A 19,849-nucleotide genomic window follows, 5' to 3' on the forward strand; every position below is an offset into this window, starting at 1 on the left:
GTCAGGACTTCCCGGCGCGCACCGGAATGTCGAGGACGACGCGCGTTCCCTGCCCGGAAGCGGGCACCATGTCGAAGCTTCCGCCCAACTCCCCCTCGACCAGGGTGCGTACGATCTGCAGCCCGAGGTTGCCCGCGCGCTGCGGGTCGAAGCCCTCCGGCAGGCCGCGGCCGTCGTCCTGCACCGAGATCAGCAGCCGGGCCTCGGTCCGGGTGTCGCCGCGCACGGCGGTGACCTCGACCGTGCCCTGATCCCCCGGGCCGAAGCCGTGTTCGAGGGCGTTCTGGAGCAGCTCCGTCAGCACCATCGCCAGCGGGGTGGCGACCTCGGCGTCCAGGATGCCGAAGCGGCCCGTGCGCCGGGCGGCGACCCGGCCCGGGGAGATCTCCGCGACCATGGCGAGGACCCGGTCGGCGATCTCGTCGAATTCCACCCGCTCGTCGAGGTTCTGCGACAGCGTCTCGTGCACGATCGCAATGGACCCGACCCGCCGCACCGCCTCCTCCAGCGCCTCCCGGCCCTCGGGCGAGCCGATCCGGCGGGCCTGCAGCCGCAGCAGGGCGGCCACGGTCTGGAGATTGTTCTTCACCCGGTGGTGGATCTCCCGGATGGTCGCATCCTTGGTGATCAACTCGCGCTCGCGACGTCTCAGTTCGGTTACATCGCGCAGCAGTACGAGCGAACCGATGTGGCTGCCCTTGGGTTTGAGCGGGATCGCCCTCAGATGAATGACCCCGTCGTTGGCCTCGACCTCGAACTCTCGCGGCGCCCAGCCGCTGGCCAGCTTGGCGAGCCCCTCGTCGACGGGTGCGCGCGAGGGCGCCAACTGAGCGGTGGTCTCGCCCAGATGATGCCCCACGAGATCGGCGGCGAGGCCGAGCCGGTGATAGGCGGAGAGGGCGTTGGGGCTCGCGTACTGGACGATGCCGTCGGCGTCGAGCCTGATCAGGCCGTCGCCCGCGCGCGGCGAGGCGTCCATGTCGACCTGCTGCCCGGGGAAGGGGAAGGCCCCGCTGGCGATCATCTGGGCCAGGTCGGAGGCGCTCTGCAGGTAGGTGAGCTCCAGCCGGCTGGGGGTCCGCACGGTGAGCAGGTTGGTGTTGCGGGCGATGACGCCCAGCACCCGGCCGTCCCGGCGCACCGGGATCGACTCCACCCGCACCGGCACCTCCTCGCGCCACTCCGGATCGCCCTCGCGCACGATCCGGCCCTCGTCGAGGGCGGCGTCGAGCATGGGGCGGCGGCCGCGCGGCACGAGGTGGCCGACCATGTCGTTCTGGTAGGAGGTCGGGCCGGTGTTGGGCCGCATCTGCGCGACCGAGACATAGCGGGTGCCGTCGAGGGTGGGCACCCACAGCACGAGGTCGGCGAAGGAGAGGTCGGAGAGCAACTGCCACTCCGAGACCAGCAGGTGCAGCCACTCGAGATCGGAGTCGTCGAGGGCGGTGTGCTGACGTACGAGGTCGTTCATGGAGGGCACGGTGGTGAGCCTACTCGCGCCCGCGCCGGCGACGGGTCCGCGCCCTCGGGGCGAAGGCATGGACAGCGACGAGTGGTCTAGTCCACAATGAACAGGTAAAGCTTCCGTCCCCTCCGCACAAGGGGAGGGAGCGAGGCCGGACGCTCTCTGCCCTGACCGCGCCGCGGCCTGACGTCGGCCCGTCCGGCTGCGGGGCCCGCACACCCCGCGCCCCCGGACCGGCCGATACGGCTCCGGGCTGCGGCACCGACCGGGTTGAGGGTCCCGGCCGGTCGCCGCGGCCCGAAGTGGCCCTCGCGGCCGCCCGTCACCTCACCGTGGCCACGCGCGCATGGCCCGCTCGGCCACCGCCTCCAGTTCCTCCCGCCGCGCGCCGTCGCGCGCCTGCTGCGACATGCCCTGAAAGACGGCGTGCGCGAACCGCGCCAGCGCGGTCACCTCCTCCGCGCCCAGCTCCCCGGCCTCGGCGCCCTGCCGGAGTCGGGCCTCCAGCCCCACGGCGAACTGCCGCCGCCGCTCGCGCAAGGTCTGCTCCACCTCTGCCGAAGCGGTCGTTCCGTCGTCCGCCGCGAAGACGACCAGACAGCCGCGAGGCCGCCCCTCCGTCGTGAACTCCGCGGCGGCCTCGCGCAGCAGTCGCGCCAGGGCCGCCCGCGCGGTCGGCTCCTCGCGCAGCGCGCGTTCCGCGTAGCCGCAGTAGTGCGCCATGTAGTGGTCGACGACATCCCGGAACAGTCCCGCCTTGTCGCCGAACGCCGCGTACAGGCTGGGCGCGCCGATGCCCATCGCACGCGTCAGGTCGGCGACGGAGGCCGCCTCGTAGCCCTTGGTCCAGAACATCCGCAGGGCCTGTTCCAGCACCGCCTCGCGGTCGAAGGAGCGGGGCCGTCCGCGCTGTTTGGTCGCCATGCCGCAAATTCTATAGCGGTCGCTAGAGAATGTGTTACGTTCCTTTCTGTAACGACCACTAGAGAAATGGGGGGCGCGGCCATGGGCGTGCTCACGGGCAGGACCGCACTGATCACCGGCGCCAGCAGGGGCATAGGGCGGGCGACGGCGGTACGGCTGGGCCGGGAGGGTGCGCGCGTCGCCGTGCACTACGGCTCGAACGAGGAGGCGGCGCGGCAGACGGTGGCGGCCGTCGAAGCGGCGGGTGGCACGGCCTTCATGCTCGGCGCGGACCTGACCGCGCCCGGCGCGGCCGAGGCGCTGTGGCGCGCCTTCGACGCCGAGGCGGACGGGGTGGACGTCATCGTCAACAACGCCGGTCTCGCCGTCTTCAAGACGGTCGAGGAGACGGAGGAGGCCGACTTCGAGACGGCGTTCGCCCTCAACGCGAAGGCCCCGTTCTTCGTCGCCAAGCACGGCCTGTCGCGGCTGCGCGACGGCGGCCGCATCATCAACGTCACCGGACCCAGCCGGATCGCCCTCCCGGCGATCGCCGCGACGGTCATGGCCAAGGGCGCGGTCAACACCCTCACCCGCAACCTCGCCCGGCACCTGGCCCCGCGCGGCATCACGGTCAACTCCGTGACGCCGGGGATCACCGAGACCGACCTCGCGGCCTATCTCGCGGACCCGGCGATGCGGGAGTGGGGCGAGAGCTTCTCCGCCTTCGGCCGGGTGGGCCGACCGGAGGACATTGCGGACGTGATCGCCTTCCTGGCCTCCGACGACGCGCGCTGGGTCACCGGCCAGGAGGTCGACGCGACGGGCGGGGCGATGCTGGGGCTCTGACGCGTCCGGCGTTTGAGGTGCGGGCCCCGGGGCGCTAAATTGGTCTATACCACACCCCTCTCCAGATCGGCAGGCCCAGCGTGGAAGTTGTCATCGTTCCGGACGCCACGGCAGGCGGCGAGCTGATTGCGGACGCCATCGCCGCGCTGCTGCGCCGCAAGCCCGACGCCCTGCTCGGCGTCGCCACCGGCTCGACCCCGCTGCCCGTCTACGAGGCGCTGGCCACCCAGGTCCGATCGGGCGCCGTGGACGCCTCGCGCGCCCGCATCTGCCAGCTCGACGAGTACGTCGGCCTGCCCGCCGACCACCCCGAGTCCTACCGCTCGGTGGTGCTGCGCCAGGTCGTCGAGCCGCTCGGTCTGACGGAGGGGGCCTTCATGGGCCCCGACGGCACCGCCGAGGACGTCCAGGCCGCCTGCGAGGCGTACGACCGGGCGCTCGCCGAGGCGGGCGGCGTGGACCTCCAGCTGCTGGGCATCGGCACCGACGGGCACATCGGCTTCAACGAGCCGTGCTCCTCGCTGGCCTCCCGCACCCGCATCAAGACGCTCACGGAGCAGACCCGGGTGGACAACGCCCGCTTCTTCGAGGGCGACATCGACCAGGTGCCGCACCACGTCATCACCCAGGGCATCGGCACGATCCTGGAGGCCCGCCACCTGGTGCTGCTGGCCACGGGCGCGGGCAAGGCCGACGCGGTGGCCCAGACGGTGGAGGGCCCGGTCTCCGCCCTGGTCCCGGCGTCGGCGCTGCAGCTGCACCCGCACGCGACGGTCGTGGTGGACGAGGCGGCGGCCTCCAAGCTCAAGCTGGCGGATTACTTCCGGCACACGTACGCGAACAAGCCGGCCTGGCAAGGGCTGTAACCGGCTCAGGGCAGGCAGGCGCCCAGCATTGCGGCCCGCACCGCGGCCATGCCGCGCCGGGTGGCGGCGACGGCGCCCGACTCCCCTGCCTCCGCGGCAGCCACTGCCGCTTCGGCGCGGCAGTCCCGGCAGTGCGTCTCGTCCGCGACGGGCCGGATGACCCGCCCACAGCCGCCCGCACAGGCCTGCAGGGGCTGCGGGCGGGTTACGGGCCCGGGGGCCGGGGCGTGGGAGCGGGGCTCGGGCATCTTGCGTACGAGCCGGTCGCGAAGGATCCCGGCGGGGGAATGCACCCGCTCCGGCAGCCCGGAGGTCAGCGCGTCGTGCAGATCGTCCGGCGTGGCCCCGCGCACGAGCCACTCCCCCGCGAGCGGCGCGAGCTGCCGCACCTCGCGCCTGCCGAGGCGCAGCCGCCGGTCGGTACGGACCAGGGCGGCGAGCAGACGGGCACCGCGCTCGGTGTGGGCGCCGGGTGGTTCCCCGTCCTCCTCCGGCTCCTCTTGCGGGAGGGGAGGGTGGGAGGTGTTCCCCTCGGTGTTCATAAGGGAACGGCCGACGGCCCGGCGCGACGGCTCACCGGGGGCCGGATCGGCGGTACTCGGCGGCTGCTTCCCGCCGAGAAGGGCGGTCGCTTCCTCGCGGGTGAGCGGCACATTGGAGATCAGCTGCTCGGTGGCCCATCGCCCGTCGGGCCCTTGCAGCCGCCACTCGTGGAAGTAGCCCTCGGCGATCAGCTGGCGCTTGGCGCGGGTGAAGGCGGTCTTCTTGATACCGGCGGACTTGGCGGTCTCGTAGAACGGCTGGTCGAGTCCGTCGGGCAGGGAGAGCTGCCAGAGCAGCAGCCGCACGGCGTCGCCGGACAGTCGCGGATGACGGATGATTTCGTTCGGTACTTGAGAGAAGAAGCGCATGGGGGCGTTAGCATTCCGGTGCATCCCTGGGAGGCCTGTCTCCTGGTGGCTGTAGACCCCCGGTGCAGGTGCCAGCCTGCTCGGGGGTCGCTTGGTGTGGGGCAACCGTAGAGCACACTCGGGTAACTAGGGCTCACTTCATGGCAAGTTGAACGATTGTGCGCGATTGATGACGTTGTCCGGATCGTCCAGCGAAGCTTGGTTGACCTTCCTGACCGGCATCAAGACTGGACACTTCCAAGCCTCGTAGGCGCTACTTGCCAGCAAGCCCCGGCGTCCTCGCCGGGGCTTTGTTATGGTCGCTCGAAAAGGCGAAAGGGCGGGTCAGGGGCGGAATTCCCCCACAATCGCCTCCGCCGCAGCGGTCCCGCACACGCGGGCCGCGCCGTGCGTGGCCACGTGCAGGGCGCCCACCGGTGGGGCCTGGTTGAGGCCCATCTCCACGACCACCGTGTCCGGCCGCGTAGCGACCAGCATCCCGAGCGCGCGGGCCATCCACGGGTGACGGTGGACGTCACGGACGACGGCCACGATCCGCCGCTCCCCCGCAGCCGCCAGCACCTTCTCCGTACCGGCCGTCTCCGGCCCGTACGTACCCGTCTCCGTCCCCGGCAGCAGCCGGGCCAGCTCGGCCGCGACGCCCCACGGGGTCTCGTCCCCTACGGCGATGTTGGCGACGGGCGTGAACGCGGCCACGTACACCGGCCCGGCCGGCGGCTCGTACCCCGCGGATGCGGTCACTCGCAGTGCGCGGCGCGCCGCCTCCAGCCCCACCTCGGGTGCGGGCGCGGTCCCCTCCAGTACCGCACCCGCACCCGAGGTCCAGCGCGCCAGGGCGCGCACCCGTGCCGCGGCGTCCGCGAGCCGCGCCTCGGCCAGCTCACCGGACCGGACGGCTCCGGCCAGCGCGTCGCGCAGCCGCAGCACGGTGTCTTCGTCGGCCAGGCCGCCGCCGACGCAGATGGCGTCGGCGCCCGCGGCGATGGCCATGACGCTGCCGCGTTCGATCCCGTAGGCGTCCGCCACGGCCCGCATCTCCATGCCGTCGGTGACGACGAGGCCGTCGAAGCCGAGGCCGCCGTCGGTGGCGGGTGCGCGCAGCAGGCCGTGCAGGGCGGCCGGGCTGAGGGTCGCGGGCAGGCGGGGGTCGAGCGCGGGCAGCAGGATGTGGGCGCTCATCACGGCCTTGGTGCCGGCGGCGACGGCGGCCCGGAAGGGCACCAGCTCGCGGGCCTGGAGCGTCGCGAGGTCGGCGTCGATGCGCGGCAGGTCGTGGTGGGAGTCGACGGCGGTGTCGCCGTGGCCGGGGAAGTGCTTGGTGCAGGCGGCGACGCCCGCGGCCTGCAGGCCCTCGACGTAGGCGGCCGTGTGCCGGGCGACGAGCGCGGGGTCGGCGCCGAAGGAGCGGACACCAATGACGGGGTTGTCCGGGTCGGAGTTGACGTCCGCGGAGGGCGCCCAGTTGAGGTTGACGCCGCAGGCGGCCAGCCGGTGGCCGAGTTCGCGGGCGACGGCCCGGGTGAGGGCGGTGTCGTCGACCGTGCCGAGGGCGAGGTTGCCGGGGAAGGAGGAGCCCGTGCGGACTTCGAGGCGCGTGACGTCCCCGCCCTCCTCGTCGATGGCGACGAGCACGTCCGGGCGCTCGGCGCGCAGGCGGGCGGTGAGGGCGGCGAGCTGCTCGGGCGAGGCGATGTTGCGGCCGAAGAGCCCGACGGAGGCGAGCCCTTCGCCGAGCCGGCGCAGCAGCCAGTCGGGGGGCGTGGTGCCGGTGAAGCCGGGCTGGAGGACGGTGAGGGCGTCGCGGTTCAGCGTGTCCATGGGTTAAGTGCTAGCCCTTCACGGCGCCGGACGTCAGACCGCCCACGGCCTTGCGCTGGAGGATGACGAACAGGACGAGGATCGGCACGGCGAAGAGCGAGGAGGCGGCCATGGTGGCGCCCCAGTCGTCGCCGAAGGTGGTGCGGAAGCCGGTGAGCCACACGGGCAGGGTCTGTGCCCCGGGGTCCTTGTTGAGGATCAGGACCATCGGGAACTCGTTCCAGATGGTGATGAAGCCGAAGAGCGAGGTGGCCATCAGGCCGGGGGCGAGCAGCGGGAAGATCACCCTGATGAAGGCCTGGGTGCGGGTGCACCCGTCGACCATCGCGGACTCCTCCAGCTCCTTGGGCACGGCGGCGACGTAGCCGCGCAGCGTCAGGACGGTGAAGGGCAGCACCATCACGGTGTAGATGGCGGTGAGCGGCACCAGGCTGTTCAGCATGTCCGCGTCGCGCACGATCATGTAGTACGCGATGACCAGGACCTCCCAGGGGGCCATCTGGGCCGTCATCATCACCAGGATGAAGCTCTTGCGGCCCTTGAAGCGCATCCGGGCCACGGCGAAGGACGCCAGCAGCGCGATGACCAGCGACAGCGCGACCGCGATCAGGGTGACGGTCAGGGAGTTGCCGACGAACGTCCAGAAGCCGTCCGCGGCGACCGCCTTGGAGAAGTGGTCGAGGGTGGGCGCGGTGGGGAACCAGACCGGGGTGTCGCTGACGATGTCCTTGTTGGCCTTGAAGGCCGTGGCGAACATCCAGTAGACGGGGAACGCGAAGGCGGCGAAGAGGACGACCGCCGTCGCCCCCGGCCAGACGCGGCCGAACAGCGAACGCCTCACAGTTCGTCCTCCTCTTGCTTGAGAACCAGGCGCAGGTAGTAGGCCGTCAGGGCCAGCAGGATCACGATGGTCAGGATGGAGATCGCGGCGCCCATGCCGAAGTGCTGGCTGCCCATGCCCTCCTGGAAGGCGTAGACAGGCAGGGTCTCGGTGAGCCGGTCGGGGCCGCCCTCGTTGATCGCGAAGACCTGGGTGAAGGACTTGAAGACCCAGATGACTTCGAGGAAGGTCGTGGCGAGGAAGAAGGGGCGCAGGAAGGGGAAGGTCACCGAGGTGAACTGCTTCCAGGTGCCCGCGCCGTCCAGGGAGGCCGCCTCGTACAGCTCCTTGGGGATCGTGGTGGTGGCCGCGTAGAGGTTGATCGCCACGAAGGGCACGGACTGCCAGACGATCAGCACGGTGATCACGAAGAAGGTGGAGAACTGGCTGCCGGTCCAGTTGTAGTGGGCCATCGCGTGCCAGCCGAGCCGGTCCAGGAGGTAGTCGACGACGCCGAAGCGCTGGTCGAAGAGCCACTGGAAGACGGTGGTCGCGGCGACGACGGGCATGACCCAGGCGAGGACGAGGCCGAGCGAGAGCAGCAGCCGCAGCTTGGTGCCCAGGCGGGCAAGGAGCAGGCCGGTCAGGCAGCCGATCACCATGATCAGGGTGACGTTGGCGGCGGTGAAGAGGACGGACCGGCCGGTGACCCGCCAGAACTCGGAGCTGCCCAGGGCGTTGCCGTAGTTGTCGATGCCGGTCCACTCGGTGATGTGGCGGATCAGCTGGCGGCGGCCGAGGTTCTGGAAGGACAGCAGGCCGTTCTTGACCATCGTCCAGCCGAGCAGCAGCACGGTGACGGCGGCGGCGGGGAGGATCAGCAGATAGGGGACGGCCCGGGCGCCGGCCCCGCGGCCGGAGGCGGGCGGCGGGGCGGTGCCCTTGCCGGTCCGGGGGGCGGCCTGGGCCGCCGCCTCTTCGGTCTGCGCTGACATCGTCGTCCGCCTTCTCCCCTGTTGAACGGTGGTGCTTGCGCCGGTTTCCGTACGCACCGGCCGGGCCGGTGCGTACGGAAACCGCTCGTGGTGGCTGCCTCGCCGGCTACTGCTTCTGGGCGAGGCGCTTGTTGATGTCGGCCTCGACCTGCTTGGCGGCGTCCTCCGGGGACTTTCCGTTCAGGACGGCGGTCATGTAGGCCTTGATCGGGTTGGGGGCGTTCTCCACCTCGGCCCACTCGGGGATCAGCGGGGTGGTGCCGCCGCCCTTGGCGGCGGGGGCGGCGGCCTCGGCGGCCGCGTTGCCCTTGAGGCTGGTCAGCAGCGCGTCCTTGTTGGGGATCGGGCCGACCTCCTTGGCCAGCGCGGCCTCGTTCTTGTCGGAGAGCGCGATCTTCAGGAACTCCTTGGCGAGGTCCTTCTTCTTGCTGCCCTCGGCGATCGCGAGGTTGGAGCCGCCGAGGAAGACGCCCTCGGGCTTGCCGGCGCTCTCACCGGGGATGGTGAAGTAGCCGATCTCCTTCTCGATGGCCGGGTTCGCCTTGATGGCGGTCTGCGCCTCCCAGCCCATGCCGATGAAGGCGCCCGTCCTGCCCTTGGCGAAGACGTCGGCCTGCTGCGGGGTGGCCTCGTCCTTGTCCTTGGGGGCCTTGCTGAAGGCCTGGTACTGCTTGTAGACGTCCATGGCCTTGGCGACCTTGGGGTCGGCGAGGTTGGAGACGTACTTCTTGCCGTCCTTCTTCACCAGGTCGGCGCCGGTGCCGATGGTCAGGCCGTCGAAGAAGTACCAGTTCTGGCCGGGCAGGTAGAGCGGCTCGGCGTCGCCCTTCTTCTGGATGGCGTCGAGGTCCTTGAAGAATTCGTCGCGGGTCTTGGGGGTGTCCTTGATCCCCGCGTCCGCCCAGATCTTCTTGTTGTAGATGACGACGCGGTTGGCGGCGTACCAGGGGGCGGCGTACTGCTTGCCCTCGAAGACGGACGGCTTGTTGAGGGAGTCGGTCCAGTCCCCGCCGATCTCCTTCTTCAGGTCGTCGAGCTCGGCGAGGCCGCCGGTCTGGGCGTAGGAGGGGGTCTGGGTGTTGCCGACCTCGACGACGTCCGGCGGGCTGGACTCCGAGAGGGCGGTGGTGAGCTTCTGCTGGATGCCGTCCCATTTCTGGGTCTGGATGTTCAGCTTGGCACCGGTCTTCTGTTCGAACTCCGCCTGGACCGCCTTGGTCCAACCCGTCGGATTCGAGCCATCCATGAACCAGACGGTCAGACTCTTGGCCTGGGAACCATCGGCACCCGAATCCTTGTCACTGCTGCCGGATCCACAGGCCGCAACACTCACCAGCATGGCCGCGACACCTGTCGCCGCTATGAGCCCACGCTTCACAGCACTCTCCTCAAGGACCGAATGTGGTCTTTAATGGTTTAGACCAGTGCCCCGCAGCTTGGCCTAGACCTTTTGGGGTGTCAAGGGTGTATAAGAGTCGCTGTCGGGTCCGTTACCGGACCGACACCTCGAGGTCGACCCGGGCGTCTGACGGTCTCCTCGGGCTCTGCCCGTGCCACCATGTGACCGCGGAAGACGGAGGAGCGCCGGTGACGGCAGCAGGATCGGAGTCGGGAAGGCAGGCCATGGCGACCGAGGGTGGTACGGCGGAGAGCGGCGGCGCGTCGGCAGGCGCGCGGACCGCGCGCGTCCCCAAGTACTACCGGCTCAAACGTCACTTGCTGGAAATGACCGAAACCATGCCCCCCGGCACCCCCGTGCCGCCGGAGCGCACCCTGGCCGCGGAGTTCGACACCTCGCGGACGACGGTCCGGCAGGCGCTGCAGGAGCTGGTGGTCGAGGGGCGCCTGGAACGCATCCAGGGCAAGGGGACCTTCGTGGCGAAGCCCAAGGTCTCCCAGGCGCTGCAATTGACCTCCTACACGGAGGACATGAGGGCCCAGGGTCTGGAGCCCACCTCCCAGCTGCTCGACATCGGCTACGTCACCGCCGACGAGCGCCTCTCCCGGCTGCTCGACATCTCCGTGGGCGGCCGCATCCTGCGCATCGAGCGGCTGCGGCTCGCCAGCGGTGAGCCCATGGCGATCGAGACGACCCATTTGTCGGCAAAGCGCTTCCCGGCGCTGCGCCGGAACCTGGTGAAGTACACCTCCCTCTACACCGCCCTGGCCGAGGTCTACGACGTGCACCTCGCCGAGGCGGAGGAGACGATCGAGACCTCTCTGGCCACCCCGCGGGAGGCGAGCCTGCTGGGCACGGACGTGGGCCTGCCGATGCTGATGCTCTCCCGCCACTCCCTGGACGCCGACGGCAACCCGGTGGAATGGGTGCGCTCGGTTTACCGGGGGGACCGCTACAAGTTCGTGGCCCGCTTGCAACGCCCCACGGAATAGACACCTCCGAATGGCGGAAAGACCCGGCGGACGCATTGTCCGCCGGGTCTAGACCTATTGACGCTCATCATCCCGGCTCATAGTGTCGCCCGGAGCCGGACCTCTGGCCTTGCGAGATCCTTGCGAGAGTTGCGAGAGGAATGCCATGAACGACGCCGCCTCCGTGCGGAGTTACGAAGCGCACTCTCCCCGGAAAGTCCTCGCCCACGGCGAGCTGCTCCGCCGATTCGCCGAGGGCCGGCAGGTCAGCCCCGTTCATTTGCGTCTCGGCATCACCGCGGACCATGGCAGGCGGCTGCTCGCCACCGGCGACGCCGTGTCCCTGCTGCGGCAATTCGCCGCACACGGCGGACGCGCCGTGACATTCCACGGCAGCGGCGAGTGCACGCTCCATCCCGGATACCCGGCCGTCTGCGACGCGGGCCACGAGTCGGGCCTGCGCCTCGGCGTGTTCACGGACGGCTCGCGGCTGCACCGGCCCGAGATGGCGGAGTGCGTGGCCTCCACACACACCTGGGTGCGCATCGAATTTTCGGCTGCCACACCCACCTCGTACCTGGAAATCATCGGAAAGCTTCGGCAGTCCGCCATCGATCCCGATTTTCGTATCGGGCTCAACTATGCGGTGGGCAAGGGAAATCCGCAGGAGTACGTGGCGGCGGCGCTCGCCGCCCGGGACGCGGGGGCGCACTACATCCGCTTCTCGGGCCGGGCCGGCCGCACCGGCGCCGGGCCGGCCGAGGCGTCGGCGCTGGCCACCGAGACCTTCGAAGTCTGCCTGCCCTCCACCGCGGAAGACGGCGGCGAATTCCACCACTGCCACTACAGCCGCTTCGTCACCACCGTCGCCGCCGATGGCACGCTCTACCCCTGCCCCCAGGTCCACCTGAACTCCCGTTACAGCCTCGGCAATACGCTCGAATCCGGCTACGCCGACGTGCTGCGCGGCGGCCCACGGACGCGCTGGGAGGCCGCCGACCCCCGGCAGTGGGAGCCGTGCCGCTCCTGCCGCTACCGCCCGCAGAACGCGCTGCTGGAGCAGGTGCGCGGCGACCGGGCGGCACTGGAGCGGGCACTGGGCGCGTACGCCCTCGAAGTGCCCTCCACCCTGCACGCCGACTTCGTCTGAACATGACGTTGCCATACCGATATCCGGACGGGGGGTGACGTCCGGAGGCACCCTCCCATAGATTTCCTGCGCATTACGCAAGTGATCGCACACGGGACGGAGTCACCGCATGTCGGAACCACCTGAGGGCAATCGCAAACCGGTCGTGACCATTCCGCTGGTCGTGGCGGGCGTGTGCCTGGCGATACCCTTCGCGGCCATGCTGTGGGTCGGCTCCTACTCCCGGGTCGAACCGGCCTTCATCGGCATACCGTTCTTCTACTGGTACCAGATGCTGTGGGTGGTCATTTCGACGCTGCTCACCGTCGTCGCCTACACCATCGTCCGGCGTCACGAGCGGACGGTCCGGGCGCACCGGGGCGGTGAGGAGCAGTGAAGAACGGCGTCAACGGCGTCGCACTCGCCGTCTTCATCTTCTTCTTCCTGGCCGTGACCGTGATGGGTTTCGTGGCCTCCCGGTGGCGGCGCGCGGAGAACGCCGACAGTCTCGACGAATGGGGGCTGGGCGGCCGTTCCTTCGGCACCTGGGTGACCTGGTTCCTGCTGGGCGGCGACCTCTATACCGCGTACACCTTCGTGGCGGTCCCGGCGGCCGTCTACGCGGGCGGTGCGGCCGGCTTCTTCGCGGTGCCGTACACGATTCTCTGCTATCCGCTGGTGTTCACCTTCCTGCCGCGCCTGTGGTCGGTGGCGCACAAGCACGGGTACGTGACGTCTTCGGACTTCGTGCGGGGCCGCTTCGGCTCCAAGGGGCTGTCGCTGGCGCTCGCCCTCACCGGCATTCTCGCGACGATGCCGTATATCGCCCTGCAACTGGTGGGAATACAGGCCGTTCTGGACGTGATGGGCGTGGGCGGCGGCGCGAACGCCAACTGGTTCGTGAAGGACCTTCCACTGCTGATCGCCTTCGGTGTGCTGGCGGCCTACACCTACTCCTCCGGACTGCGCGCACCCGCCCTGATCGCCTTCGTCAAGGACGCCCTCATCTACATCGTCATCATCGTGGCGATCATCTATATCCCGGTGAAGCTGGGCGGCTTCGAGCACATCTTCGCCAAGGCCGGTCACGCGTTCGCTGCCGAAAACCCGGCGACCGGGAAACCGCGCGGCTCGCTCGTCACCGCGCCACAGGCCCAGTGGGCGTACGCCACGCTCGCCCTCGGCTCGGCGATGGCGCTGTTCCTGTATCCGCACTCGGTGACGGCGGTCCTCTCCAGCCGCAGCCGCAATGTCATCCGCCGCAACACCACCATCCTCCCCCTGTACTCGCTGATGCTGGGGCTGCTGGCCATGCTGGGCTTCATGGCGATCGCCGCCGATGTGAAGGTGAAGAACGGGCAGCTGGCTATTCCGCAGCTGTTCGCGGATGTGTTCCCGGACTGGTTCACCGGTGTGGCCTTCGCCGCGATCGGCATCGGCGCCCTGGTCCCGGCGGCCATCATGTCGATCGCCGCCGCAAATCTCTTCACCCGGAACATCTACAAGGACTTCCTGCGGCCCGACGCCTCCCCCGCCCAGGAGGCCAAGGTCTCCAAGATCGCCTCGCTGCTGGTCAAGGTCGGCGCCCTGGCCTTCGTCCTCACCATGGACAAAACGGTCGCCATCAACTTCCAGCTGCTCGGCGGCATCTGGATCCTGCAGACCGTCCCGGCACTCGTGGGCGGGCTCTTCACCCGCTGGTGCCACCGCTGGGCCCTGCTCGCGGGCTGGGCGGCCGGCATGACGTACGGCACGTGGCGGGCGTACGACACCCCCAGCGCCACTCAGGATCACTTCGGCAACACCAACCTGATCCCGTTCATCGGCGAGAAGGGCTACATCGGGCTGACCGCCTTCGCCCTCAACGTGCTCGTCGTGATCGTGGCCACGTTCGTCCTGCGGGCCGTGAAGGCCCCCGACGGCGTCGACCAGACCAAGCCCTCGGACTACACCGCCGACGCGGGCGACCCGGGCGTCCGCACGGAGCTCCCCCCGGCCACTGCGGGGGCCCCTGCGGGCCACTAGCGGACCGCCAGGGCGACCCGCCCCGACAGGGCCGCCACACCCCCTCCCAGGGGGCGTGGCGGCCCTTTCCGTGTGCCGCACCGGCGCCGCCCGTTAGCACATTCCGCGACTGCTTCATGACGGGGCGACACAACATGTGGGGGCGCGTACGAGGGGCGGCACTAGATGTATGCTCGTCCTCGCTGTCGCCGCAGGGGAATCCGGTGGAAATCCGGAACTGTCCCGCAACGGTGTATGTGTGCGTACTTACGACCATTACGACGCACCACCAGTCCGAGGACCTGCGCACAGCGCGCCCACCACCGAGCCTGCCCTTGGCTCGGCTATGGGCGTTGAATTCGTCCGGGCCCCGCGGGTTGGGCCGATGGACGCCCGCGCGGCATGCCCTGGTGCAAGTGGCACGCCCGCGCGTGCGCCCGTCGCGCTCTCCCGCCCGGCCCACCCCAGCCGAGCGAGGGAGAGCCACACGTGACCATCGCGCCCGCCGATCCGGTCTCAGAGAACGCGGAAGCGACCGGCGGTCCCGGGACCGCGCTGCTGCGCACCCTGACCGATCTCACCGCAGACCTTCCCGCCACCGACCCGGGCAAGGTCGCCGCCGCCGCGCTGCGCGGCCGCAGCGCCGCCTCGGACGAGGCGGAGCTGCGCTCCCTCGCCACCGAGGCCGCCGCCGGCCTGATCGCCGAGGAGCCGGAGTACTCCCGCCTCGCCGCCCGGCTGCTCACCCTCGCCATCGCGGAGGAGGCCGCCGGACAGGGCGCGACCTCCTTCTCCGCCTCGGTCGCCGTCGGCCACCGCGAGGGCCTGATCGCGGACGACACGGACGCCTTCGTGCGTGAGCACGCCGAGCGCCTGGACGCCCTGGTCGACGCCGCCCTCGCCGACGGTGCCGACGACCGCTTCGGCTACTTCGGCCTGCGCACCCTGCACAGCCGCTACCTGCTGCGCCACCCGCACACCCGTCAGGTCATCGAGACCCCGCAGCACTTCCTGCTGCGCGTGGCCTGCGGCCTGGCCGAGGACCACTCGGAGCGGGCCCTGGACGACGTCGCCGAGCTCTACGGGCTCACCAGCACGCTCTCCTACCTGCCCTCCTCCCCCACGCTCTTCAACTCCGGCACCCGCCACCCGCAGATGTCGTCCTGCTACCTGCTGGACTCGCCGCTGGACGAGCTGGACTCCATCTACGACCGCTACCACCAGGTGGCGCGGCTGTCGAAGCACGCGGGCGGCATCGGCCTGTCCTACTCCCGCATCCGCTCCCGCGGCTCGCTCATCCGCGGCACCAACGGCCACTCCAACGGCATCGTGCCGTTCCTGCGCACCCTCGACGCCTCCGTCGCCGCCGTGAACCAGGGCGGCCGCCGCAAGGGCGCGGCCTGCGTCTACCTGGAGACCTGGCACGCGGACATCGAGGAGTTCCTGGAGCTCCGCGACAACACCGGCGAGGAGGCCCGCCGCACCCACAACCTCAACATCGCGCACTGGATCCCGGACGAGTTCATGCGCCGTGTCGAGGCCGACGCGGACTGGTCCCTGTTCTCCCCCGCCGACACCCCCGACCTGGTGGACCTCTACGGCGACGAGTTCGACGCCGCGTACCGCCGGTACGAGGCCGAGGGCAAGGCCGTCAAGCAGATCCCGGCGCGGGTGCTGTACGCCCGGATGATGCGCACCCTCGCGCAGACCGGCAACGGCTGGATGACGTTCAAGGACGCCGCCAACCGCACCGCCAACCAGACGGCCGAGAAGGGCAAGGTCGTCCACTCCTCGAACCTCTGCACCGAGATCCTCGAGGTCACCGACGACAGCGAGACCGCGGTCTGCAACCTGGGCTCGGTCAACCTCGCGCAGCACCTCGGTGCCGACGGCGAGATGGACTGGGAGAAGCTCGACCGTACGGTCCGTACGGCCGTCACCTTCCTCGACCGCGTCGTGGACATCAACTTCTACCCGACCGAGCAGGCCGGCAACTCCAACAGCCGCTGGCGCCCGGTGGGCCTGGGCCTGATGGGTCTGCAGGACGTCTTCTTCCGGCTGCGCATGCCCTTCGACTCCGCCGAGGCGAAGGAGCTGTCCACCCGGATCTCCGAGCGGATCATGCTGGCGGCGTACGAGGCCTCCGCCGACCTCGCCGAGCGGCACGGCCCGCACCCGGCCTGGTCCGCGACCCGCACCGCCCGCGGCGTGCTGCACCCGGACCACTACCCGAACGCGGTGGCCGGCTGGGCGGACCGCTGGGAGGCGCTGCGCGCCCGCATCGCCGAGGTCGGCATGCGCAACTCGCTGCTGCTCGCCATCGCCCCGACGGCGACCATCGCCTCGATCGCGGGCGTCTACGAGTGCATCGAGCCGCAGGTCTCCAACCTCTTCAAGCGCGAGACGCTCTCCGGTGAGTTCCTGCAGGTCAACACCTACCTGGTGGAGGAGCTCAAGCAGCTCGGCGTGTGGGACCGCACCACCCGCGACGCGATGACCGACGCCAACGGCTCGATCCAGGACATGAAGTGGATCCCGCAGGAGGTGCGCGACCTCTACCGCACCGCCTGGGAGATCCCGCAGCGCGCCCTGATCGACATGGCCGCGGCCCGCACCCCGTACCTGGACCAGAGCCAGTCGCTGAACCTCTTCATGGCCTCGCCCACCATCGGCAAGCTCAGCTCGATGTACGCGTACGCCTGGAAGCAGGGCATCAAGACGACGTACTACCTGCGCTCCCGTCCGGCGACCCGGATCGCCCGCGCGGCGTCCGGCGGTGCCGCCGCTCCCGCCACCATCCCGGTGCAGCAGGCCGCGCCCGACGCGGACGCCATCGCCTGCTCCCTTGAGAACCCCGAGTCCTGCGAGGCCTGCCAGTAATGTCCGCCGCTGAACAGAAGAACCTCCTGGACCCCGGGTTCGAGCTCACCCTCCGCCCGATGCGGTACCCGGACTTCTACGACCGCTACCGCGACGCGATCAAGAACACCTGGACCGTGGAGGAGGTCGACCTCCACTCCGACGTCGCCGACCTCGCCAAGCTGTCCCCGGGCGAGCAGCACATGATCGGCCGCCTGGTCGCGTTCTTCGCGACCGGCGACTCGATCGTGGCCAACAACCTCGTGCTGACGCTGTACAAGCACATCAACTCCCCCGAAGCGCGCCTCTACCTCTCGCGGCAGCTCTTCGAGGAGGCCGTGCACGTCCAGTTCTACTTGACGCTGCTCGACACCTACCTGCCCGACCCGGACGACCGCGCCGCGGCGTTCGACGCGGTGGAGAACATCCCCTCCATCCGCGAGAAGGCCCAGTTCTGCTTCAAGTGGATCAACGAGGTCGAGAAGCTGGAGCGGCTGGAGACCAAGGCCGACCGCCGCCGCTTCCTGCTCAACCTGATCTGCTTCGCCGCCTGCATCGAGGGCCTGTTCTTCTACGGCGCCTTCGCCTACGTGTACTGGTTCCGCAGCCGCGGCCTGCTGCACGGCCTGGCGACCGGCACCAACTGGGTCTTCCGTGACGAGACCATGCACATGAACTTCGCGTTCGAGGTCGTGGACACCGTCCGCCAGGAGGAGCCCGACCTCTTCGACGACGAGCTCCAGCAGCAGGTCACCGACATGCTCAAGGAGGCCGTCGAGGCGGAGCTGCAGTTCGGCCGCGACCTGTGCGGCGAGGGCCTGCCGGGCATGAACACCGAGTCCATGCGCGAGTACCTCGAGTGCGTCGCCGACCAGCGCCTGCAGCGCCTGGGCTTCAAGCCGGTCTTCGGCTCGGAGAACCCGTTCTCCTTCATGGAGCTGCAGAACGTCCAGGAGCTGACCAACTTCTTCGAGCGCCGCGCGTCCGCGTACCAGGTGGCGGTCGAGGGCTCGGTCTCCTTCGACGACGAGTTCTAAAGAACCCCGCTTCCAAAGAACTCCGCGCGACACGTCGATTTCGGCGTCTCCCGTTCGACGCATGGGTGAAGGGTTGGGAACAGCCCGCCCTCGATTGAACGGGAGACGTCGTCATGCCGCGCTTTTTGATGTTCGTCAAGGCGACCGAGGAGTCCGAGGCCGGTGTGCTGCCGACCAAGGAAATGATCGCCGAGATGGGGAAGTACAACGATCGCCTGGTCAAGGCTGGGGCGCTGCTCGCCGCCGACGGCCTGCAGCCCTCGTCGAAGGGCGCGCGCGTCGCCTTCTCCGGCGGGAAGCCGGTCGTGACCGACGGGCCCTTCGCGGAGACGAAGGAGCTGATCGCCGGGTACTGGATGATCCAGGTCAAGGACCTGGACGAGGCCCTGGAGTGGGCGCGCAGGGTGCCCTTCGGGGAGGGTGAGATCGAGGTCCGGCAGATCTTCGAGCCCTGCGACTTCCCCGCCGACGTCCTCTCGCCGGAGGATGCGGCGCGTGAGGAGGCCCTGCGGGACGAGCTGCGCCGGAAGGCCGCGCAGTAGTCCCTACGATGGGGAGCCGTGACGGCTTCCGACACTCATCACGCGATCGACGCCGTGTGGCGCATCGAATCGGCGCGGCTGGTCGCCGGGCTGACGCGAATCGTGCGTGACGTCGGCATCGCCGAGGAGCTCGCACAGGACGCGCTGGTCGCGGCGCTGGAACAGTGGCCGGAGTCGGGTGTCCCGGACAAGCCGGGCGCCTGGCTCATGGCCACGGCCAAACACCGCGCGATCGACCTGATCCGCCGCAACGAGACGTATGCGCGCAAGCTCGCCCTGCTCGGGCACGAGCTGGAGACGGAGCGGCAGGAGCCGCCGCTGCCGGACGAGGGCGCCATCGAGGACGATCTGCTGCGGCTGGTGTTCACCGCCTGCCATCCCGCGCTGTCCACGGAGGGGCGGGTCGCGCTGACCCTGCGCCTGCTGGGCGGGCTGAAGACAGACGAGATCGCCCGCGCCTTCCTGGTCCCCGAGCCGACCGTGGCCCAGCGCATCGTGCGGGCGAAGCGGACCCTGGCCAAGGCGGAGGTGCCGTTCGAGGTGCCGGAGGGCGACCAGCTGGCCGAGCGGCTCCCGGCCGTGCTCGAAGTCGTCTACCTGATCTTCAACGAGGGGTACTCCGCGACGGCCGGCGACGATCTGATGCGTCCCGCGCTGTGCGAGGAGGCGCTGCGGCTGGGCCGGATCCTGGCCGGGCTGATGCCCAAGGAGCCCGAAGTGCACGGGCTGGTCGGCCTGATGGAGATCCAGGCGTCCCGCTCGGCCGCCCGCACCGGGCCGTCCGGCGAACCCGTGCTCCTCCTCGACCAGGACCGCTCCCGCTGGGACCGGCTGCTGATCCACCGCGGCCTGGCAGCCCTGGAGCGCGCGGAGCAACTGGGCGGCGCGTTCGGCCCGTACGCGCTGCAGGCGGCCATCGCCGCGTGCCATGCTCGGGCGCGCACCGCGCAGGAGACGGACTGGGAGCGGATCGCCGCGCTCTACGCGGTACTGGCCCGGCGGGTGCCGTCACCGGTGGTGGAGCTGAACCGGGCGGTGGCGGTGGGCATGGCCCACGGGCCCGCGGCCGGCCTGGAGCTCGCGGACGCGCTGGCGGCGGAGCCGCTGCTCAAGGGCTACCACCTGCTGCCGAGCGTGCGCGGGGACTTCCTGGACCGGCTCGGCCGCCATGAAGAGGCCCGCGCGGAGTTCGAGCGGGCGGCGACACTCACGCGCAACGAACGCGAGCGCGCCCTGCTGCTGGAGCGCGCCGCGGCGTCCGGGCGCCGGACCGGCTGACAT

General features: G+C 70.2%; 17 protein-coding genes and 1 riboswitch. Of the genes, 10 read left to right on the top strand and 7 right to left on the bottom strand.

Features of this window, described 5'->3' with window-relative positions; translation table 11 throughout:
• Nucleotide 1 precedes the first annotated feature (1 nt).
• Both FHS39_RS01855 and FHS39_RS01860 read right to left on the bottom strand, forming a co-directional pair.
• Nucleotides 2-1,471, bottom strand: coding sequence for a sensor histidine kinase (locus FHS39_RS01855; RefSeq protein ID WP_184345975.1), 1,470 nt, complete (start codon nt 1,469-1,471; stop codon nt 2-4).
• A 321-nt stretch (nt 1,472-1,792) separates the two neighbouring features.
• Entirely contained in the window at nt 1,793-2,389 is a 597-nt protein-coding gene (locus FHS39_RS01860) for a TetR/AcrR family transcriptional regulator (protein WP_184345976.1), read from the bottom strand.
• A gap of 81 nt (nt 2,390-2,470) precedes the next feature.
• Here FHS39_RS01860 and FHS39_RS01865 point away from each other — a divergent pair, with 81 nt between their 5' ends.
• Together FHS39_RS01865 and nagB are read left to right on the top strand one after the other, a co-directional pair.
• Complete coding sequence (locus tag FHS39_RS01865) at nt 2,471-3,217, top strand: SDR family oxidoreductase (protein WP_184345977.1); 747 nt, start codon at nt 2,471-2,473, stop codon at nt 3,215-3,217.
• Between the two features lie 80 nt (nt 3,218-3,297).
• On the top strand, nt 3,298-4,083 hold the full coding sequence (gene nagB, locus FHS39_RS01870; RefSeq protein ID WP_184345978.1) for a glucosamine-6-phosphate deaminase: 786 nt from the start codon (nt 3,298-3,300) through the stop codon (nt 4,081-4,083).
• Between the two features lie 5 nt (nt 4,084-4,088).
• Here nagB and FHS39_RS01875 read toward each other — a convergent pair whose 3' ends face one another.
• The 5 genes from FHS39_RS01875 to FHS39_RS01895 form a co-directional block, all read right to left on the bottom strand.
• Nucleotides 4,089-4,994: a hypothetical protein gene (locus FHS39_RS01875; RefSeq protein WP_184345979.1), complete on the bottom strand. Its 906-nt coding sequence runs from the start codon at nt 4,992-4,994 to the stop codon at nt 4,089-4,091.
• A gap of 324 nt (nt 4,995-5,318) precedes the next feature.
• Nucleotides 5,319-6,812, bottom strand: coding sequence for a glycoside hydrolase family 3 protein (locus tag FHS39_RS01880; RefSeq protein WP_184345980.1), 1,494 nt, complete (start codon nt 6,810-6,812; stop codon nt 5,319-5,321).
• A gap of 10 nt (nt 6,813-6,822) precedes the next feature.
• Entirely contained in the window at nt 6,823-7,653 is an 831-nt protein-coding gene (locus FHS39_RS01885) for an ABC transporter permease subunit (RefSeq protein ID WP_184345981.1), read from the bottom strand.
• A complete protein-coding gene (locus FHS39_RS01890; RefSeq protein WP_184345982.1) occupies nt 7,650-8,627 on the bottom strand; it encodes a carbohydrate ABC transporter permease in 978 nt (325 codons plus the stop codon). The genes FHS39_RS01885 and FHS39_RS01890 overlap by 4 nt, the downstream gene beginning before the upstream one ends.
• A gap of 106 nt (nt 8,628-8,733) precedes the next feature.
• Complete coding sequence (locus FHS39_RS01895; protein ID WP_184345983.1) at nt 8,734-10,005, bottom strand: extracellular solute-binding protein; 1,272 nt, start codon at nt 10,003-10,005, stop codon at nt 8,734-8,736.
• 245 nt (nt 10,006-10,250) lie between these two features.
• On the opposite strand from FHS39_RS01895, the gene FHS39_RS01900 reads away from it, so the two are divergent.
• The 8 genes from FHS39_RS01900 (at nt 10,251) to FHS39_RS01935 (ending at nt 19,846) form a co-directional block, all read left to right on the top strand.
• A complete protein-coding gene (locus FHS39_RS01900; RefSeq protein WP_184345984.1) occupies nt 10,251-11,018 on the top strand; it encodes a GntR family transcriptional regulator in 768 nt (255 codons plus the stop codon).
• Nucleotides 11,019-11,163: 145 nt separating this feature from the next.
• On the top strand, nt 11,164-12,147 hold the full coding sequence (locus FHS39_RS01905; RefSeq protein WP_184345985.1) for a radical SAM/SPASM domain-containing protein: 984 nt from the start codon (nt 11,164-11,166) through the stop codon (nt 12,145-12,147).
• 109 nt (nt 12,148-12,256) lie between these two features.
• Nucleotides 12,257-12,523 carry a DUF3311 domain-containing protein gene (locus FHS39_RS01910; protein WP_184345986.1) on the top strand — a complete coding sequence of 89 codons (267 nt, stop codon included), beginning with the start codon at nt 12,257-12,259 and terminating at the stop codon, nt 12,521-12,523.
• Nucleotides 12,520-14,151 (top strand): monocarboxylate uptake permease MctP, encoded by a 1,632-nt coding sequence (gene mctP, locus FHS39_RS01915; RefSeq protein WP_184345987.1) that lies wholly within the window; start codon nt 12,520-12,522, stop codon nt 14,149-14,151. The genes FHS39_RS01910 and mctP overlap by 4 nt, the downstream gene beginning before the upstream one ends.
• Nucleotides 14,152-14,316: 165 nt before the next feature.
• A riboswitch (cobalamin riboswitch) is annotated at nt 14,317-14,454 on the top strand.
• Between the two features lie 165 nt (nt 14,455-14,619).
• Nucleotides 14,620-17,010 carry a ribonucleoside-diphosphate reductase subunit alpha gene (locus FHS39_RS01920; protein ID WP_184345988.1) on the top strand — a complete coding sequence of 797 codons (2,391 nt, stop codon included), beginning with the start codon at nt 14,620-14,622 and terminating at the stop codon, nt 17,008-17,010.
• The gene (locus FHS39_RS01925; protein ID WP_184345989.1) at nt 17,010-18,026 is read left to right on the top strand and encodes a ribonucleotide-diphosphate reductase subunit beta; all 1,017 of its coding nucleotides are present in this window, start codon (nt 17,010-17,012) and stop codon (nt 18,024-18,026) included. Before FHS39_RS01920 ends, FHS39_RS01925 begins: the two co-directional genes overlap by 1 nt.
• A 113-nt stretch (nt 18,027-18,139) precedes the next feature.
• Entirely contained in the window at nt 18,140-18,568 is a 429-nt protein-coding gene (locus tag FHS39_RS01930; protein WP_184345990.1) for a YciI family protein, read from the top strand.
• Between the two features lie 18 nt (nt 18,569-18,586).
• Nucleotides 18,587-19,846, top strand: a complete 1,260-nt coding sequence (locus FHS39_RS01935) for a sigma-70 family RNA polymerase sigma factor (protein WP_184345991.1) — start codon at nt 18,587-18,589, stop codon at nt 19,844-19,846.
• The last annotated feature ends 3 nt before the right edge of the window (nt 19,847-19,849 follow it).

The organism is Streptomyces olivoverticillatus, from assembly GCF_014203555.1.
GTDB lineage: Bacteria > Actinomycetota > Actinomycetes > Streptomycetales > Streptomycetaceae > Streptomyces > Streptomyces olivoverticillatus.

Bases quoted from the DNA above. Each gene is read 5' to 3' on its own strand.
- FHS39_RS01865 (WP_184345977.1), top strand. From the start codon at position 2,471: ATGGGCGTGCTCACGGGCAGGACCGCACTGATCACCGGCGCCAGCAGG.
- FHS39_RS01905 (WP_184345985.1), top strand. From the start codon at position 11,164: ATGAACGACGCCGCCTCCGTGCGGAGTTACGAAGCGCACTCTCCCCGG.
- FHS39_RS01900 (WP_184345984.1), top strand. From the start codon at position 10,251: ATGGCGACCGAGGGTGGTACGGCGGAGAGCGGCGGCGCGTCGGCAGGC.
- FHS39_RS01880 (WP_184345980.1), bottom strand. From the start codon at position 6,812: ATGGACACGCTGAACCGCGACGCCCTCACCGTCCTCCAGCCCGGCTTC.
- FHS39_RS01875 (WP_184345979.1), bottom strand. From the start codon at position 4,994: ATGCGCTTCTTCTCTCAAGTACCGAACGAAATCATCCGTCATCCGCGA.
- FHS39_RS01930 (WP_184345990.1), top strand. From the start codon at position 18,140: ATGCCGCGCTTTTTGATGTTCGTCAAGGCGACCGAGGAGTCCGAGGCC.
- FHS39_RS01860 (WP_184345976.1), bottom strand. From the start codon at position 2,389: ATGGCGACCAAACAGCGCGGACGGCCCCGCTCCTTCGACCGCGAGGCG.
- FHS39_RS01925 (WP_184345989.1), top strand. From the start codon at position 17,010: ATGTCCGCCGCTGAACAGAAGAACCTCCTGGACCCCGGGTTCGAGCTC.
- FHS39_RS01890 (WP_184345982.1), bottom strand. From the start codon at position 8,627: ATGTCAGCGCAGACCGAAGAGGCGGCGGCCCAGGCCGCCCCCCGGACC.
- FHS39_RS01910 (WP_184345986.1), top strand. From the start codon at position 12,257: ATGTCGGAACCACCTGAGGGCAATCGCAAACCGGTCGTGACCATTCCG.
- FHS39_RS01855 (WP_184345975.1), bottom strand. From the start codon at position 1,471: ATGAACGACCTCGTACGTCAGCACACCGCCCTCGACGACTCCGATCTC.